Raw genomic sequence first — 16460 nt, 5'->3', positions numbered from 1 at the left:
GATTTCATGAAACGCATCAGTCTTACGCAATACCTGGTTGAAGAGCAGCGCTCGAACAACAGCATTCCGGCCGAACTGCGCCTGCTGATCGAAGTCGTCGCGCGCGCGTGCAAAACCATCAGCCACGCCGTCGGCAAGGGCGCGCTCGGCGAAGTGCTGGGCACGGCCGACACGGAAAACGTGCAGGGCGAAGTACAGAAAAAGCTCGACATCATCTCCAACGAGATCCTGCTGGAAGCGAACGAATGGGGCGGCCACCTGGCGGCCATGGCGTCGGAAGAGATGGAATCGATCCACCCGATCCCGAACCGCTATCCGAAGGGCGAATACATGCTGCTGTTCGACCCATTGGATGGCTCGTCTAACATCGACGTCAACGTCTCCATCGGCACCATCTTCTCGGTACTGAAGGCGCCGGACGGCATGGGTCAGCCGACCGAGCAGGACTTCATGCAGGCGGGCAGCAAGCAAGTGGCGGCCGGCTATGCCGTGTACGGCCCGCAAACCATGCTGGTACTGACCTTCGGCAATGGCGTGAACTGCTTCACCCTGGACCGCGAGATGGGTTCGTGGGTCCTCACGCAAAGCAATATGCAGATTCCGCCGACGACGAAGGAATTTGCCATCAACATGTCGAACGCGCGCCACTGGCATCCGCCCGTGAAACGCTATGTCGACGAACTGCTGGTCGGCGACACGGGCCCGCGCGGCACCAATTTCAACATGCGCTGGATCGCCTCGATGGTGGCCGACGTGCACCGCATCCTGAACCGTGGCGGCATCTTCATGTACCCGGCCGACCTGCGTGACACGTCGATGCCCGGCAAGCTGCGCCTGATGTACGAAGCGAACCCGATGGCTTTCATCGTGGAGCAAGCCGGCGGCGCCGCCACCGATGGCCAGCAGCGCATCATGGACATCGCCCCGCACAAGCTGCACCAGCGCGTGCCCGTCTTCCTCGGCTCGAAAGACGAAGTGGCCCGCGTCACGGCCTACCACGCCGAGTAAAAGCCGCACTTTTCCACGATTTTCAGCGGCCTGCAGCCGGGCCGCTAAAAAAATGCAAAAAAGTTCGCGTTGACACTAGCAAATTTTGTGCATTGTTTGTAGAATGTGGGTCTTCGCCGTTGTAGCTCAGTTGGTAGAGCAGCACATTCGTAATGTGAAGGTCGCCAGTTCGATTCCGGCCAACGGCACCAAGTTTCATCAGAAAACCCGCTTGCTTGCAAAAGTCAGCGGGTTTTTTGTTGTCTGTCACGCTACCTGGCTCAGATTCACTGATCGTTCTCCACCGTGCGCTCGCCCGCCTCGCCGTCGCCCGTGTTGACCACGCCGCGCGGCTCGATCAGCAGCAGCCTGGTTTCGGCAGGCGCGCACGGTTTATGTTCGACCCCCTTGGGCACCACCGCCATCTGGCCGGCACGCAGCACGATGGCGTGTCCTTCCGCGTAGCCGGGGCCGCGCAGGGCGATGCGCAATTGCCCTTCCAGCACGATGAAGGTTTCGTCCGTATCGGCGTGCCGGTGCCACTGGAATTCGCCCAGTACCTTGACGACCTTGAATTGGTAGTCATTCATTTCGGCGATGACGCGCGGCTGCCAGTGCCCCTCTAACAGGGCGACCTTGCCCGCCAGATCGATGGACTGGCCCTGGCCGCACGTGGTGATGGTAGTGATGGTGGTGGTGGACATGCTGTGCTCCGTTCAAGTGGCGATGCAGCCAGAATACGCATGCACTTGCGGGCCGTATTGAACGATCGTGGCTGTTTTCAGCTCTTGACGCTACCGCCGGCGAAGCGCAGCCAGCGGCCAGGCGTCAGTCCATGAGTTTTCAGGAAATGCCGTGTCATGTGGCTCTGGTCGGCGAAGCCCGCGGCCATGGCTGCCGATGCGAGCGTGGCGCCAGCCAGCAGCAGGCGGCGCACCATTTCCAGGCGCCGCATCGTCAGATAGCGGTACGGGCTGGTGCCGTAGAACACGCGAAAGTCGTGCGACAGGCTCCAGCGGTCGCGTCCCGTTGCCGCTTCAAGTTCCGCCAGGGTGACGGCCTGCGTGCAGTGCGCCTGCAGGTAGTCGCGCGCGCGGCGTGCCGCCAGGAAGTCGCCTCGCAAGCGCCGAGCCGGCGTGCCGGCCACCGCCGCCAGCGCGTGCGCCAGCTCTACCAGCGCCTCGCTCTGTTCCAGCGCTTCGAGCGGGTGGCCGTCGTGCGGCAGCAAGGCGGAGGTGGCGGCCGCCAGGCGGGAATCGGTCGACACGCCGCCTTCGATGAAGGGCAGCGCGTGTCCGCCCAGCACATCCTGGAACAGCGCCGGTTCGATATACAGCATGCGGTAACGGAAGCCTGCGTCGGTACCCGCCTGGCCATCGTGCGCCTCGTCTGGATGCAGGATTATGGTATTGCCGGGCAGGCTGTCGCGCTGCCCGCGACGGTAGCTGAAACGCTGCACGCCCGCCAGCGTGCGGCCGATGGCGTAGGTGTCGTGGCGGTGCATGGCATAGGCCTTGCCCTTGAACCACGCCTCGATGCGTTCGACCCCTTGTACCGGTTCGGCGCACTTGACCCAGTCGCTGCGCGCTGGCGCTGATGCTCGCTTCATGATGTTTGTCCGTGGATGTCCGCCCTGGTTGCCGATTGCTGACTGTACCCGCCGCGCGCGGGGCTGTCCACGAAAACAGCCGAATCAGAAATTGTGCCGGATTCCCAGCGCCACGCCCGACATGGTGGCGCCCTTTGTTGCTGCATCGCGTCCCAGGCTGTTGATGGCAAAGTCGGCGACGCCGTTGCCGCCGTTGGCCAGGCGCGTGTAGTAGGCATACAGGCTGCTGCGTTTCGACAGCTGGTAGTCATAGCCGACGGTGGCGTGGGTGGCGCCCGCACCGGCTCCCGCGCGCACGTTGCCGATGCTTTCCAGCGCGCCGCCTGTGGCGCTTTGCGCATGCGCCAGGCCGAAACGCATGCCATGGCGGCCGAACTGGCGCGTGGCGGAAAAGTAGACCGTGCGGCGGCGCAGTTCGCCCGTGGGCGTCGCATAACGCAGGCTTTCCAGCGCCACCGCCAGCTGCGTGGCGCTGTCGACATGCCAGGCGAGGGCCAGCTTGCTGCCACGGTCGGTCAGTCCCCGTCCCTGGTAGTCGTGATGGTCTTCCTGCGCCAGGGTGGCGTACAGGGCGCCGCCGTCGTAGATCAATGCGGCCGAGGTCAGTGCCGGATGCGCGCCGCTGGCGGGCCGCTCTTCCCCCATGCCGCGCGCCACGCGCAGCGACCAGCCCTGCCACTGCGGCGTCCAGTAATGTACGCTGTTCTGCTGGCGCCGGTCGAAGGAATACGTGTTGCTGGTATGGCTTTCGCTGGCGCCGGCGCCGTTGCCCATCAGGCTCATGTAGCCGGCCGTGGTGGGGTAGAACGGGTCGAGCGCGGAAGTGGCGCTGTTGTAGGGCAGGGTCCAGTTCCCGCCAAACAGCGTGCCCCACGGGCCGGCAATGCCGACGCGCGTGTCGCGCGCGGCGATGGATCCCGCGCCCGTGTCGGGCGCCAAGGTGCCCTCGACCTGGAACAGCGCCTGCCAGCCGCCGCCCAGGTCTTCGCTGCCGCGAAAACCGAGTACCGAGCGGTTGTTGGAGACGCGCTGCACGCTGTCGCCGCTGCCTGACGAGTGCAGCGCTTCGAACGCCACGTTCAGGCGGCCGTACAGCTGCACATTTTCTTGTGCCGCGGCGGGCAGGGCCGCCGCCAGCGCCAGCGCGCCGGCAGCCAGCAAAGGCAATCGCGTCAGCATGGCATCAGAACGCAAAGCAGCTGCATCCCAGCGCGCCCCAGAAGCCGGAGTGGCTGGAAACGGGCACGGAACTCTTGCGCGCCACGTCGTGGGCGTGCGCGTGCACGCCGCAGGCGCCCTGGCACTGGTGCTGTTGCATCACGCTGGCCGTTTGCGGCGGCGCGGCGCGGTAGTGGCCAGCCACGTTTTTCACGGGTGACCAATCCGGCAATACCGGAATGGGAGGCGGCGCCAGTGGCGTGAATTCCGCCTGGCCGTAGACGACCTTGCCGCCGACAATGGTGAGCACGGATTCGATCGACTTGATGGCCTCTTCATCGATGCTGAAAAAGTCCGCGCTCAGCACGGCCAGGTCGGCCAGCATGCCTTCCTGGATGCGTCCCTTCTTGCCTTGCTCGCTGGAGAACCAGGCGCTGCCCGCCGTCCACAGTTCCAGCGCCGTGTCGCGCGACAGGCGCGAATCTGCGTCGTACAGGCGCAAGCCGCCAACGGTGCGGCCCGATACCAGCCAGTACAGCGCCGTCCACGGGTTGTAGCTGGCCACGCGCGTGGCGTCCGTGCCGCCGCCCACGGGCACGCCCGAGGCAAGCATGCGCGCGATCGGCGGCGTGGCCTTGGCCGCTTCCGCACCGTAGCGGTCGACAAAATATTCGCCCTGGAAGGCCATGCGGTGCTGGATGGCGATGCCGCCGCCCAGCGCCTTGACCCGGTCGATGTTACGCGGCGTGATGGTTTCGCAGTGGTCGAACATCCAGTGCAGGCCGTCGAACGGGATATCGCGGTTGACCTTTTCAAACACCGTCAGCATGCGGTCGATCGATTCGTCATAGGTGGCGTGCAGGCGGAAGGGCCAGCGCTTGGAGACCAGGTGGCGCACCACCTTTTCCAGTTCGTCGTCCATGCCGGGCGCCAGTTCCGGGCGCGGCTCGAGGAAATCCTCGAAGTCTGCGGCGGAAAACACCAGCATTTCGCCGGCGCCGTTATGGCGGTAATAATCGTCGCCCTGGCCCGGCGTGACCATGTCCGTCCATTTTTCAAAATCTTCCAGTTCGCGGCCCTTGTTTTGCGTGAACAGGTTGTAGGCGATGCGGATGGTCAGCTGCTCTTTTTGCGCCAGTTCGTCGACGACGGCGTAATCCTCGGGATAATTCTGGAAGCCGCCGCCCGCGTCGATGGCGCTGGTGATGCCCAAACGGTTCAGTTCGCGCATGAACTGGCGCGTGGAATTGACCTGCAATTCGCGCGGCAGGGTCGGGCCTTTCGCCAGGGTCGCATATAAGATCATGGCGTTCGGGCGGGCGATCAGCAGGCCGGTCGGGTTGCCGGCAGCATCGCGCACGATTTCGCCGCCGGGCGGGTTCGGCGTGTTCTTGTCGTAGCCGACGGCGCGCAGGGCGGCGCGGTTCAGCAGGGCGCGGTCGTACAGGTGCAGGATGAAGACGGGGGTGTCGGGCGCAGCCGCGTTGATTTCGTCGAGGGTCGGCATGCGCTTTTCCGCGAACTGGAATTCCGTCCAGCCGCCCACCACGCGCACCCATTGCGGGTTCGGCGTGCGCAGCGCCTGTTCCTTGAGCATGCGCAAGGCGTCGGCCAGCGAGGGCACGCCTTCCCAGCGCAATTCCAGGTTGTAGTTCAAGCCGCCGCGGATCAGGTGCAAATGCGAGTCGTTCAGGCCGGGAATCGCCGTGCGGCCACCCAGGTCAATCACCTGCGTGGCGGGACCGCGGTGGCGCATCACGTCATCGGCATCGCCCACGGCGAGAAATTTGCCGTCGGCGATGGCTACCGCGCTCGCTTGCGGGCAGCTTTTATCGACGGTATGGAAGCAGCCATTGAGCAGGATCAAGGGTGCGGCGGCGGGGAGGGTGTGTTCTGGCATGGTGCAGCTCCATGGTTGCGGTGCGGGGAGGGCCGGCGTGCGCGGCGCGAAAGTCACGTCGGCCAGTGTAGCGGACGTCCCGCGCTTGAACACGGGCCAAAAGATCAGGTGGCGCCAGGCGCACTGGCCGAAGGACGGGGGCGGCGGCCGGCCGTATGGCTTACCATGCAGGGAGCGGCGCCGGGGCGCTTTCCTGGCGCGTTTTTTTGTTTTTTAGTGCATTGCACGGTATCGGGAGTCATTCGATGGATCAGCCACCATACAGCCGCTTGTTCGGCACCAGCCTGGGATTTTTAGCCGGGTATGTCGATACCCTGGGTTTCATTGCCCTGTTTGGCCTGTTTACGGCCCATGTCACGGGCAACTTCGTGCTGATCGGCGCCGCCTTGGCCGAACCGACGCGCATCCCCATCCTGCTGAAAATCCTCGCTTTTCCCGCCTTTATCGCGGGCATCGTCGTCACGCGCCTGATGGTGCTGGCCATCGAGCGCCGCGGCGGTCCGGCGCTGACGCTGGCCTTCCTGCTGCAATGGATCTTGTTGGCCGGTTTCATGGTGTTTGGCATCCTGGCTGAGCCGGTCGGCAAGGATGCCAGTTCCATGGCCATGGCGGCAGGCTTGCTGGGCACGGCCGCCATGGGCGTGCACAGCGCCACCAGCCGGCTGCTGCTGGCGCATCTGGCGCCCACCTCCATGATGACGGGGAATGTGACGCAGATCGTGCTCGACACCGTCGACGTGCTGCGCGGCGCGGCCGACGGGGGCACGCGCGCGCGCTGCGGGAAGTTCTTCTGGCCGCTGCTGGCCTTTGCGCTGGGGGCCATCGCTGCCGGCTTTGGCTACCTGGTCTTCGGTTTCGCGGCGCTGGCCGTGCCGCTGGTGCTGCTGGGGGGATTGATCGTCGTGCAGCAGCGTAGCGGGCAGCCGCGCGTGCCGGCGGCCTGAGCGTGCTGGCGCCGCTCAGGCGTCGAGGATGCCGCGCCGCAGCGCGATGGTGACGGCGTGGGTGCGGTCCCGGGCGCCCAGCTTGGCCAGGATGGTGCTCATGTGCGCCTTGACGGTTTCTTCCTTGATCTGCAGCAAGGCGCCCGTTTCGCGGTTGGAATTGCCTTGCGCAACCTGCTTGAGCACGTCCAGTTCGCGGTTCGACAGCACGTCGCTGCAGGCATACAGCGCCAGTTCCGCCTCGATCTCGGGCGTGATGTGGCGCCGCCCCGCGTCCACGTTCTGTATCGCCGCCAGCAATTCGTGGCGCAGCGCGCTTTTCAGCACATAGCCGCATGCGCCCGCGCGGATGGCGCGCAGCACCTGCGTGTCGCCCTTGTAGGTGGTCAGCACGATGATGCGCGCCTGCGGATGGCGCGCGCGGATGGCGCCGATGGCGTCGAGGCCGCTCATGCGCGGCATCTGCAAATCCATCAGCGTGACGTCGGGCTGCAGCGCGTCAAATTGCTGCACCGCCTGCTGGCCATCGGTGGCCTGGCCCACCAGCGCCACGCCGGGAAAGGCTGCCAGCAGGGCCGCGATGCCGTCGAGCAGCAACTGGTGGTCGTCGGCGATGAGGACGCGTATCGGCGCCGTATCGCTGCGCATGATGTTGCCTGGTAAAGAGGAATTATCGATCAAGAGTCGTCGGAACAGGGTGAGCAAAAGGTATTTTACCGCAGCGCTTGCCGGGCTGCAGGGGGGACTCCCCAGAGGCAAGCTTCATGTCAGCCTATATTTAGATAGTGGTGCGGGCACGCGGCCAGGCATACGATGCACGGCAGTACCCACTCAACCCTCTCCGCATGGATGACATCATGACCAATCCGAAACTGGAAGTCCTCACCCCCGACAATTGCCAGATCATCTTCATCGACCAGCAGCCGCAAATGGCGTTCGGCGTGCAATCGATGGACCGGCAAGCGCTGAAAAACAATACCGTGGGCCTGGCCAAGGCCGCCAAGGTGTTCAACATCCCCACCATCATCACCACGGTGGAAACGGAAAGCTTCTCCGGCCACACCTATCCCGAACTGCTCGACGTCTTCCCCGGCCAGGATATCCTCGAGCGCAGCTCGATGAATTCGTGGGATGACCAGAAGGTGCGCGATGCGCTGGCCGCCAACGGCAGGAAGAAAGTCGTCGTGTCGGGCCTGTGGACGGAAGTGTGCAACAACAGCTTCGCCCTGTGCGCGATGCTCGAAGGCGACTACGAAATCTATATGGTGGCCGACGCCTCGGGCGGCACCTCGAAGGAAGCGCATGACTACGCCATGCGGCGCATGATCCAGGCCGGCGTGGTGCCCGTGACCTGGCAGCAGGTGCTGCTGGAATGGCAGCGTGACTGGGCGCACAAGGCAACCTATGACGCCGTCATGGCCATCGTGCGCGAACACTCGGGCGCCTACGGCATGGGCGTCGACTACGCCTACACGATGGTGCACAAGGCGCCGCAGCGCATCCATGGCGAGCACGCCACCCTGGCGCCGGTACCGGCCAGGTAAGTTCCACGTGGCAATGCCATGCGCCGCGCGCCTGACCGTGCGCGGCGTTTTTTTCATCGAAAGGAATGCGCCATGAAGTTATATGTGATTTCGCTGGCGGTGGGCTTGCTGGTTGGCATTATCTACGCCGTCTTGCAGGTGCGCTCGCCGGCGCCGCCCGCGATAGCTCTGATCGGCCTGCTGGGCATGCTGATCGGCGAACAGATCGTCCCCGGCGTCAAGCGCCTGATGGCGGGCGAAGCCATCACGGTGTCGTGGCTGCGCAGCGAATGCGTGCCAAAGATCAGCGGCGTGGAGGCGAAGCCAGCGCTGGCCAAGGCCGAGCCGCAAAAGGATGACAGCGCCGCTTGATATCCGTGGCGTCAGAACGCGCCCAGCAAGCCGCGCCGGGCGGCCACCGTGGCCGCCTCGGTGCGGCTTGATACATTGAGCTTGGTCAAAATGTTGTTCACGTGAAATTTGACCGTGCCCACCTCGATGCCGGCGCTGCGCGCGATCATCTTGTTGCTCTTGCCCGCGGACAGGTGCAGCAGGATGTCGTGCTCGCGTTTCGACAGGCGGTTCGCCTCGATGCGGCCGGCCTGCTGCGCCGCCAGTTCCGGCGGCAGGTAGTGCCTGCCGGCAGCCACCTGGCCGATGCATTGTGTCAGTTGCAGGAAGCCGGAATCCTTCAGCAGGTAGCCGCGCGCGCCGGCGCGCAGGGCCCGGTGCACATTGTCCTCGCCCTGGTAGGTGGTGAGGATGACGATCTTCGCTTGCGCGTCGTCTGCGCAGATGCGCTCGATCGCCTCGACGCCATGCATTTCCGGCATGTTCAAATCCATCAGCACCACGTCGGGCCGCAGTTCGCGGTACAGCGCCACGGCGGCGTGGCCCGTGCCCGCCTGGCCCAGCAGGCGCAAGCCCGGCAAGGACGCGATCAGCGAAGCCAGGCCGGCCAGGATCAGCGGGTGGTCGTCGGCGATCAGCAGAGTAGTCGGCGGAGCGGCCGGGGGGATGGTCGTGTGCATGGCTGTACTCATGGTGCGGGCAGGGTGAAGTGGAAGACGCTGCCGTGGGGTGCGCCGGGGGCATGCCACAGGCGGCCGCCATGCGCGTCGAGGATGCGGCGGCAGATGGCCAGGCCCATGCCCATGCCGTCCGGCTTGCTGGAATACAAGGCGTGGTACAGGCGGCCGGCCGCCTGCGGCGCGATGCCGGCGCCATTGTCGGCGATGCTGAAATGCTGCACGCCCCCATCCAGGCGCGAGGACAGCAGCACCGTGCGCGGCCGGCCGCTGGTGCCCTGCAGGGCTTCGATGGCGTTCATCAGCAGGTTCAGGATGACTTGCCGGAATTGCACCGGGTCGGCGTGCAGCAGCGGGCGGCCCGGAGCCAGCTGCATTTCCAGGTGGATGGCGTGGCGTTGCAGTGGCGCGCGCAGCAGCGGCAGCAGGTCTTGCACGGCGTCGTCGGCCACAAAATGGCCATGGCTGCCCGGCGCGTTGCAGGCCAGTCCATGCACGCTGCGCAGCACGGCGCTGGCGTGGCTGCCGGCGCTGGCGACCAGGGCCAGCGCCGCGCGCGCCTCGTCGAGGCGGGGCGGATCGTGGTCGAGCCAGCGCAAGGCGGCATCGGCATTGAGCGCGATGGCCGCCAGCGGCTGGCGCACTTCGTGCGCGACCGATGCGGCAAATTCGCCCATGCCGTCCATCCTGCCCATGCGCTGCGCCTGCGCCAGGCCTGGGTCTTGCTGCTGAGGGAAAGAATGCGTGCTGGCCATCGCGGGACTCCTGTCGTTCGCCGCGGCTCATGCCGCGCGGCAACAAGTATGCATGGCCCGGCAGGCAAGGCAGTTATACGAATGGGGGAGGCGGGCGGTTTTTTTGCGCGGCGGAGGCGCTGGCGGGGGAGATAGACACCGCCGGGCGGGCCGGCGGTGCGGGCAGCGCAGAACGGTCAGGACTTGATAAAGGTCAACAAGTCTTCGTTCAGGCGATCCTTGTGGGTGGCTGGCAAGCCGTGCGGCGCGCCTTCATAGATGACCAGCCTGGCGTTCTTGATGAGCTTGGCCGCAGCCTTGCCGGAGGTGTCGATCGGCACGATCTGGTCGTCGCCGCCGTGCACCACCAGGGTCGGCACGGAGATTTTCTTCAGGTCGGCCGTGAAGTCCGTCTCGGAAAACTGCTTGATGCAGTCATAGGCGTTCTTGATGCCGCACTGCATGCCCTGCAGCCAGAAGGTGTCGCGCATGCCTTGCGACACCTTGTTGCCGGGACGGTTGGCGCCGAAGAACGGCACCGTCAGGTCCTTGAAGAATTGCGAGCGGTCGGCCAGCACGCCGGCGCGGATGCCGTCGAAGACAGACATCGGCAAGCCGCCCGGATTGGTAGCCGACTTGACCATCTGCGGCGGTACGGCGCCCACCAGCACGGCCTTGGCCACGCGCTTTTCGCCATGGCGGCCGATATAGCGCGCCACTTCGCCGCCGCCCGTCGAATGGCCGACCAGGGTCGCGCCCTTGATGTCGAGCGCGTCGAGCAGGGTGGCCAGGTCGTCGGCGTAGGTATCCATGTCATTGCCCTGCCACGGCTGGCTGGACAGGCCGTGGCCGCGGCGGTCGTGCGCGATCACGCGGTAGCCGTGGCTGGCCAGGAACATCATCTGGTCTTCCCAGGCGTCGCCCTGCAAGGGCCAGCCGTGGCTGAAGACGACGGGCGTGCCCGTGCCCCAGTCCTTGAAGCGGATGACGGTGCCGTCCTTGACGGTGACGCTATTGACGGTGAGCTTGCCCGGCGCCACGGCAGCGGCAGGCTTGGCGGCGGCGCTGGCGCCACCGGCGGCCAGCAGTCCCGCGCCGGCGGCCACGCCGGCGACGCCGACGAGCAGCTTGCGGCGGGAGTTGACTTCTTCGGCTTCGATTTTTTTCGACATGATGCATTTCCTTCGGGGAGGGGGGAGGGGCCAGCCATGGCGTGGACCAGTGACGGCATCGGCCAGTCTAGGCCTTCGCGCGCGCCGGCGCCTCTGCCAAAAGACCAGTCGCGCCCAGGCGTCCGCCTGCCTATGATGGCTGGCAGCGGCGCGCCGCGCCGCCTGGCTTTCCCACTGGAGCGATCATGAAGAAAAACTGGAGGGCGGCGCTGACGGGCCCCTTTTTACCCGATGCAGGCTTGCTGTTTGCGCGCGTGGCGGGCGCGCTGCTGGTGCTGCACGTGCACGGCTTGCCCAAGCTGCTGCATTTTTCCGAGGAACTGGCGCGCATCGACGACCCGCTGCACCTGGGCCGCGCCGTCACCCTGTACTGCGCCCTGTTCGCGGAAATCCTCTGTCCGCTGTTGGTCGCCGCCGGCTTGCTGACGCGCCTGGCCTGCCTGCCCCTGCTGTTCCTGCTGGGCGTGTCGATGCTGCTCGTGCACCCGGACTGGAGCATCGCAGACGGCCAGTTCGGCTGGCTGCTGATCATCGTCTTCGGCACGATTGCCATCAGCGGCGCTGGCCGTTATTCGCTCGATGCGCGGTTGCGCCGCTAAATGACGAATTCCCGCCGCACGGCCGGTTTGTGCGCCAGCAGCAGCGATAATTTCTTCAATGCGCTGGCCAGGCGCGCGCGGTCGCGGATGCTGCCCAGCGAGATGCGGATGGCGTTCGGCGGGCGGTTGTCGTAGAAGGCGTCGGACGCCGTGACGGCCACGCCCTGGGCGCGGGCGGTGGCGGCCAGCTCGCGCGAGGTCCAGTAGCCGGGCAGCGAAAACCACACGTGGATGCCATCGCTGCGCGGGTGAGTGGCGCCCGTCAGGATGGTGCGGATGACGTCCTGGCGCGCATCGGCTTCGCTGCGTATGCCGGCCAGCAGCGCGTGCGCGGAGCCGTCGTGTATCCATTGCGTCGTCAGCGCCGTCGTCACGGGCGTGGCCATCAGGCTGAAAGAGCGCAGGGCGTCCAGGAAGCGTTCGCGCAGCTGCGTGTCGGCGATCAAGGTATAGGCCATGCGCAGGCCCGGCGCCAGGCATTTCGACAGGGTGGCGATGTAGGATACGTGGGCGGGCGCGTAATGCGCCAGGGGCGGCGGCGCATCGGACGCCAGCAGCCAGTACGGGTCATCCTCGATGATGTGCATGCCGCAGCGCTGGGCCACTTGCGTGATGGCCAGGCGGCGCGCGGCCGGCATGGTGTGCGCCGTGGGGTTTTGCAGGGTGGGATTCAAATACACGAGGCGCGCGCGGTGCTTGCGGCCGGCTTTTTCCAGCGCTTCGGGCAGCATGCCATCCGCATCCGTTTCCACGGCCACGGCCTTGCGGTTCAGCTGCCCGGCCGCCGAGCGCAAGCCCGGATACACGGCCGGCTCCGTCAAGATGGCGTCGCCGGGCCGGCTCAGGGTCAAAATCAGCGCCGCCAGCGCCGCCTGTGCGCCGGGGCAGGCGACGACGTGTTCCCCATCGACGTTGCCGAACATGGGCGCGAGCCAGGCGGCGCCCGCCGCGCGGTCGGCCTTGCTGCCGCCGCCCAGGTGATAACTCATCAACATATCGCTGTCCGTGCGCATCAGTACCTGCGCCACGCCCTGTTTCAGCAGGTCGTCGAAATCCACGCCCACGGGCGGCGGCGGGATGTTCATGCTCAGGTCCAGCATCTGCGTCAATTCCACCTTCGGCGCCGCCACGTAGGTGCCGCGCGCGCCGTGCCCTTCCAGCAGGTTGCGGCGCTTGGCTTCGTCGTAGGCGCGCGTCACGGTCGTCAGGTCGACCTGGAACAGGGCGGCCAGGCTGCGCTGCGGCGGCAAGCGGTCGCCCGGGCGCAGGCTGCCGCCGGACAGCGCGCGCTCGAGCATGTCGGCGATCTGCAGGTAGCGCGGACCGCCGTGCTGCACGAACGGCGTGACCCACGCGCTTGCATGGTCATCTTTTTGTATGGATTTAGACGGAGGCATTTTGTCTTGATGTATGTATTTTAGTGCCTACATTATGCGTAAAATCTGCATAAAAATCCATGCATTTGTATGGGGCCGGCTTTCTCTTCTGGGCCGACCATGCATCAGGCAGCGTTACTCCCCGCCCGCCGCACCAGACCGGCGGGGATTGTTATTTCTGGCAGGCATTTAAGTCTGGCCTTCAAGGTGTGGCAGCGCACGGTGGCGCATGGCAGGCGCGGTTAAGGTAGCGCCAACAGCTTGCTGCTGATCCACTGTTTGATATGGCTCAGCCCGGCAGCGTTTAGCCGCTTCTTTTTCCCAGAAGCGAGGAGAATCATGATTCGGTCACGGCATCGAGCATGGTTGAAATTATTCACTGTTAAAGGAAACCATCATGAACGCGATTGAAAAAACCAGCTCCGATATCAACGGCACCGCCCAGGATACCCGCCAGGACTTGCACCGTACGATCGACAAGGTGGCAAGCCAGGCCCAGCCCCTGGCCGACAAGGTGGCCACGCGCGCCCACGACGGCGTGGACCAGGTGGGCGACCGCATCGACCAGGTCAGCGACAGCGTCAGCAAGGCTTCCGAACGCCTGATGGCGCGCGGCAAGCAATTGGGCGCCGCCTGCCAGCGCGCCGGCGAGACGGGCCGCGATTACGTGCGCGAACGGCCGGCCGTGTCCCTGCTGATTGCGGCAGCGGCCGGGTATGGCCTGTCGAAATTGCTGGGTTCGCGTAAATAAGTTTTACGCCTTCCTGGCCGGTATTTGTCGTGGGCGCTGTTTCCTTCGCCGTGATGGCGGAGGAAGCAGCGCCCACGCGCATAAGGTAGTAGTTAGTAGCAGGCCGTAAAGGAGAGTGAAGATGCGCTCCATTTTGTTGTGGTTGATCGGTGTACCTATTCCCATCATTGTTTTGATTGCCCTGTTCGTGCGCTGAATGAGGGAGTTGTAGCGTTCTCCCGGGGCAGACTACTCACAGGAGATGTAATGGCTACCAACAAGAAAACGCCGTCCAAGGACGGTGCTGGTTCCGTATTGAGCAGCATGTCCGGCCCATCCGACAGCAATGCGCCGGACAGCCTGGGGGCGGATAATGAGCTGACCCGTGCGCTGCTGCAAAAGACGGCCGCCGGCCAGCAACTGTCCGCCGCCATGGCCGTCAATCCCAAGGAGGAGGGCCAGTATGGCGAGGCGGCGCGCACGCCGGCCGAAGGCGTGCATGTGGCAAGCGGCGAAGCGCTGGCCACGGCCAGCACCACGGGCGAAACGGTACCTTCCCCGAAGACGGGCGATGGCCAGCCCGCGCTGGGCGAGAATGCGTTGAATAATTCGCTGGATCACGCCCGCAGCGACGACAGCGGCTGCGTGCTGACGACCAACCAGGGCGTGCCCGTGGGCGACAACCAGAATTCGCTGAAGGCGGGCTTGCGCGGTCCCACCCTGATGGAAGACTTTATCCTGCGCGAAAAGCTCACGCACTTCGACCATGAGCGCATCCCCGAGCGCGTCGTGCATGCGCGCGGCTCGGCCGCCCACGGCTATTTCGAATGCTACAAGGAGCAAAGCAGGCACACGCGCGCCGCGCCGTTCGCCAAGGCGGGCAAGCGCACGCCCGTCTTCGTGCGTTTTTCCACGGTGGCCGGCGAACGCGGTTCCACCGATACGGCGCGCGACGTGCGCGGCTTCGCCGTGAAGTTTTATACGGACGAGGGCAACTGGGACCTGGTCGGCAATAACATCCCCGTCTTCTTCATCCAGGATGCGATGAAGTTCCCCGACCTGATCCACGCCGTCAAGCCCGAGCCGCACAACGGCATGCCGCAGGCGGCCAGCGCGCACGACACCTTCTGGGACTTCGCCTCGCTGTCGCCGGAAATCACGCACATGCTGATGTGGGCCATGTCGGATCGCGCCATCCCGCGCAGTTTCCGCATGATGCAGGGCTTCGGCGTGCATACCTTCCGCCTCGTGAATGCGAAGGGCCAGTCCGTCTTCTGCAAATTCCACTGGTCGCCCATGGCCGGCACGCATTCGCTCGTGTGGGACGAAGCCGTCAAGCTGAGCGGCGCCGATTCCGACTTCCACCGGCGCGACCTGTGGGAAGCCATCGAGTGCGGCGCGTATCCCGAATACGAGCTGTCCTTCCAGCTCTTCACGGAAGCGCAGGCCGAAGCGTTCCCCTTCGACGTGCTCGATCCGACCAAGCTGATTCCCGAAGAACTCGTGCCGCTGGTCCCCGTCGGGAAGATGGTCTTGAACCGCAATCCCGACAATTTTTTCGCCGAGACGGAACAGGTGGCGTTCTGCACGGCGCACATCGTGCCCGGCATCGATTTCAGCAACGACCCGCTGCTGCAGGGGCGTATCCACTCCTACGTCGACACGCAGATCACGCGCCTGGGCGGTGCCAATTTCCATGAAATCCCCATCAATTCGCCGCTGGCGCCGTTGCACAACAACCAGCGCGACGGCATCCACCGCCAGGCCATCAACCGAGGCCGGGTCGCGTATGAACCCAATTCGCTGGCGGGCGGCTGCCCGTTCCAGGCGGGCGCGAAAGGCTTCAACAGCTTTCCCGCCGCGACCGAAGGCGACAAGGTGCGCGGCAAGCCCGAGAAGTTCGCCGAGCACTTCGGCCAGGCGCGCCTGTTCTGGATCAGCCAGACGCCGGTGGAACAGGACCATATCGTGCATGCGTTCCGCTTTGAACTGAGCAAGGTGCAGACGGTGGCCATCCGCAAGCGCATCGTCGCCATGCTGCGCAATGTCGACGAGACCCTGGCGCAGCGCCTGGCCGATGGCCTGGGCCTGGCGTTGCCGCCCGTCATGCCGCGCGCCTCCATGCTGCCGATCCCCACGTATCCGCCGTCGCCGGCCCTGTCGCTGTTTTTCCGTCCCGGCAAGACGGGCATCCATACCCTGCGCGTGGCCATCCTGGTGGGGCCGGGCAGCGATGGCGCGCAGGTGCGCAATATCTATGCCTCGCTGCTGGCCGATGGCGCCGTGCCGCGCCTGGTGGGCAGCCATCTGGGGAAAGTCGATACCAGCGGCGGCGCGCCGCTCGACGTGGAAATCTCACTCGAGACGGGACCGTCCGTGCTGTTCGACGCCGTCGTGCTGCCGGATGGCCAGGGCGCCGTGCAGCAGCTGGGCGGCGACGCCAACGCGCTCGACTTCCTGCGCCTGCAATACCGCCACTGCAAGCCCATGCTGGCTGTCGGCGCGGGCAAGGACTTGCTGGACAAGGCGGGCGTGCCGGTGACATTGCCCGATGGCAAGCCCGATCCCGCCATCATCGTCGCGCCGTCCGGCGACGTGGCGAAAGCCGTGGCGGCCTTCAAGAAGGCGCTGGCCGCGCACCGGGCGTTTGCGCGCGAGACGGACCCGCCGCGGGTGTGAGTGGCGGTATCGGCAACGGGG

At 65.5% G+C, this 16460-nt stretch carries 16 protein-coding genes and 1 tRNA gene; 8 read left to right on the top strand and 9 right to left on the bottom strand.

All coding sequences use genetic code 11. The features are described from left to right. Positions 1-6: 6 nt before the first annotated feature. Positions 7-1008 carry a class 1 fructose-bisphosphatase gene (locus OX460_RS12195; protein WP_289898776.1) on the top strand — a complete coding sequence of 334 codons (1002 nt, stop codon included), beginning with the start codon at positions 7-9 and terminating at the stop codon, positions 1006-1008. Positions 1009-1123: 115 nt separating this feature from the next. Beyond that, positions 1124-1199 (top strand) — tRNA-Thr (locus OX460_RS12190). Positions 1200-1274: 75 nt separating this feature from the next. Here the strand turns inward: OX460_RS12190 and OX460_RS12185 are convergent. The 4 genes from OX460_RS12185 to OX460_RS12170 all read right to left on the bottom strand — a co-directional run bounded on the left by OX460_RS12185 (position 1275) and on the right by OX460_RS12170 (position 5654). After that, the gene (locus OX460_RS12185; protein WP_289898775.1) at positions 1275-1691 is read right to left on the bottom strand and encodes a cupin domain-containing protein; all 417 of its coding nucleotides are present in this window, start codon (positions 1689-1691) and stop codon (positions 1275-1277) included. A gap of 77 nt (positions 1692-1768) precedes the next feature. Further along, positions 1769-2596: an AraC family transcriptional regulator gene (locus OX460_RS12180; protein ID WP_289898774.1), complete on the bottom strand. Its 828-nt coding sequence runs from the start codon at positions 2594-2596 to the stop codon at positions 1769-1771. An 84-nt stretch (positions 2597-2680) separates the two neighbouring features. Next, positions 2681-3775, bottom strand: a complete 1095-nt coding sequence (locus OX460_RS12175; protein WP_289898773.1) for a porin — start codon at positions 3773-3775, stop codon at positions 2681-2683. A 4-nt stretch (positions 3776-3779) separates the two neighbouring features. Further along, positions 3780-5654, bottom strand: coding sequence for an amidohydrolase (locus OX460_RS12170; protein WP_289898772.1), 1875 nt, complete (start codon positions 5652-5654; stop codon positions 3780-3782). A gap of 245 nt (positions 5655-5899) precedes the next feature. On the opposite strand from OX460_RS12170, the gene OX460_RS12165 reads away from it, so the two are divergent. Further along, positions 5900-6598, top strand: a complete 699-nt coding sequence (locus OX460_RS12165) for a YoaK family protein (protein WP_289898771.1) — start codon at positions 5900-5902, stop codon at positions 6596-6598. Positions 6599-6613: 15 nt separating this feature from the next. Here the strand turns inward: OX460_RS12165 and OX460_RS12160 are convergent, their stop codons facing one another. Further along, the gene (locus tag OX460_RS12160) at positions 6614-7246 is read right to left on the bottom strand and encodes a response regulator transcription factor (protein ID WP_289898770.1); all 633 of its coding nucleotides are present in this window, start codon (positions 7244-7246) and stop codon (positions 6614-6616) included. Positions 7247-7455: 209 nt separating this feature from the next. Here OX460_RS12160 and OX460_RS12155 point away from each other — a divergent pair, with 209 nt between their 5' ends. Further along, positions 7456-8142 (top strand): hydrolase, encoded by a 687-nt coding sequence (locus OX460_RS12155; RefSeq protein ID WP_289898769.1) that lies wholly within the window; start codon positions 7456-7458, stop codon positions 8140-8142. Between the two features lie 72 nt (positions 8143-8214). Beyond that, positions 8215-8493 carry a XapX domain-containing protein gene (locus tag OX460_RS12150; protein ID WP_289898768.1) on the top strand — a complete coding sequence of 93 codons (279 nt, stop codon included), beginning with the start codon at positions 8215-8217 and terminating at the stop codon, positions 8491-8493. Between the two features lie 11 nt (positions 8494-8504). Here OX460_RS12150 and OX460_RS12145 read toward each other — a convergent pair whose 3' ends face one another. The 3 genes from OX460_RS12145 to OX460_RS12135 form a co-directional block, all read right to left on the bottom strand. Further along, positions 8505-9152, bottom strand: coding sequence for a response regulator transcription factor (locus OX460_RS12145; RefSeq protein ID WP_289898767.1), 648 nt, complete (start codon positions 9150-9152; stop codon positions 8505-8507). 8 nt (positions 9153-9160) lie between these two features. Beyond that, positions 9161-9904, bottom strand: coding sequence for a sensor histidine kinase (locus OX460_RS12140; RefSeq protein ID WP_289898766.1), 744 nt, complete (start codon positions 9902-9904; stop codon positions 9161-9163). Between the two features lie 176 nt (positions 9905-10080). After that, positions 10081-11055: an alpha/beta hydrolase gene (locus tag OX460_RS12135; RefSeq protein WP_289898765.1), complete on the bottom strand. Its 975-nt coding sequence runs from the start codon at positions 11053-11055 to the stop codon at positions 10081-10083. Between the two features lie 185 nt (positions 11056-11240). Between OX460_RS12135 and OX460_RS12130 the strand changes: the two genes are divergently transcribed. Then, positions 11241-11654, top strand: a complete 414-nt coding sequence (locus OX460_RS12130; protein WP_289898764.1) for a DoxX family protein — start codon at positions 11241-11243, stop codon at positions 11652-11654. Here the strand turns inward: OX460_RS12130 and OX460_RS12125 are convergent. Then, the gene (locus OX460_RS12125; protein ID WP_289898763.1) at positions 11651-13051 is read right to left on the bottom strand and encodes a PLP-dependent aminotransferase family protein; all 1401 of its coding nucleotides are present in this window, start codon (positions 13049-13051) and stop codon (positions 11651-11653) included. The genes OX460_RS12130 and OX460_RS12125 overlap by 4 nt on opposite strands. A gap of 376 nt (positions 13052-13427) precedes the next feature. Between OX460_RS12125 and OX460_RS12120 the strand changes: the two genes are divergently transcribed. Further along, positions 13428-13781 carry a hypothetical protein gene (locus OX460_RS12120; protein ID WP_251350576.1) on the top strand — a complete coding sequence of 118 codons (354 nt, stop codon included), beginning with the start codon at positions 13428-13430 and terminating at the stop codon, positions 13779-13781. Positions 13782-14027: 246 nt separating this feature from the next. After that, the gene (locus OX460_RS12115) at positions 14028-16439 is read left to right on the top strand and encodes a catalase (RefSeq protein WP_289898762.1); all 2412 of its coding nucleotides are present in this window, start codon (positions 14028-14030) and stop codon (positions 16437-16439) included. Positions 16440-16460: the final 21 nt, after the last annotated feature.

Origin of the sequence: Janthinobacterium sp. SUN033 (assembly GCF_030397595.1) — a bacterium.
In the GTDB taxonomy this organism is placed as follows: domain Bacteria; phylum Pseudomonadota; class Gammaproteobacteria; order Burkholderiales; family Burkholderiaceae_D; genus Janthinobacterium; species Janthinobacterium kumbetense.
The sequence above is the reverse complement of the archived record's forward strand: the minus strand, read 5'-3'. Positions and strand labels throughout refer to the sequence as shown.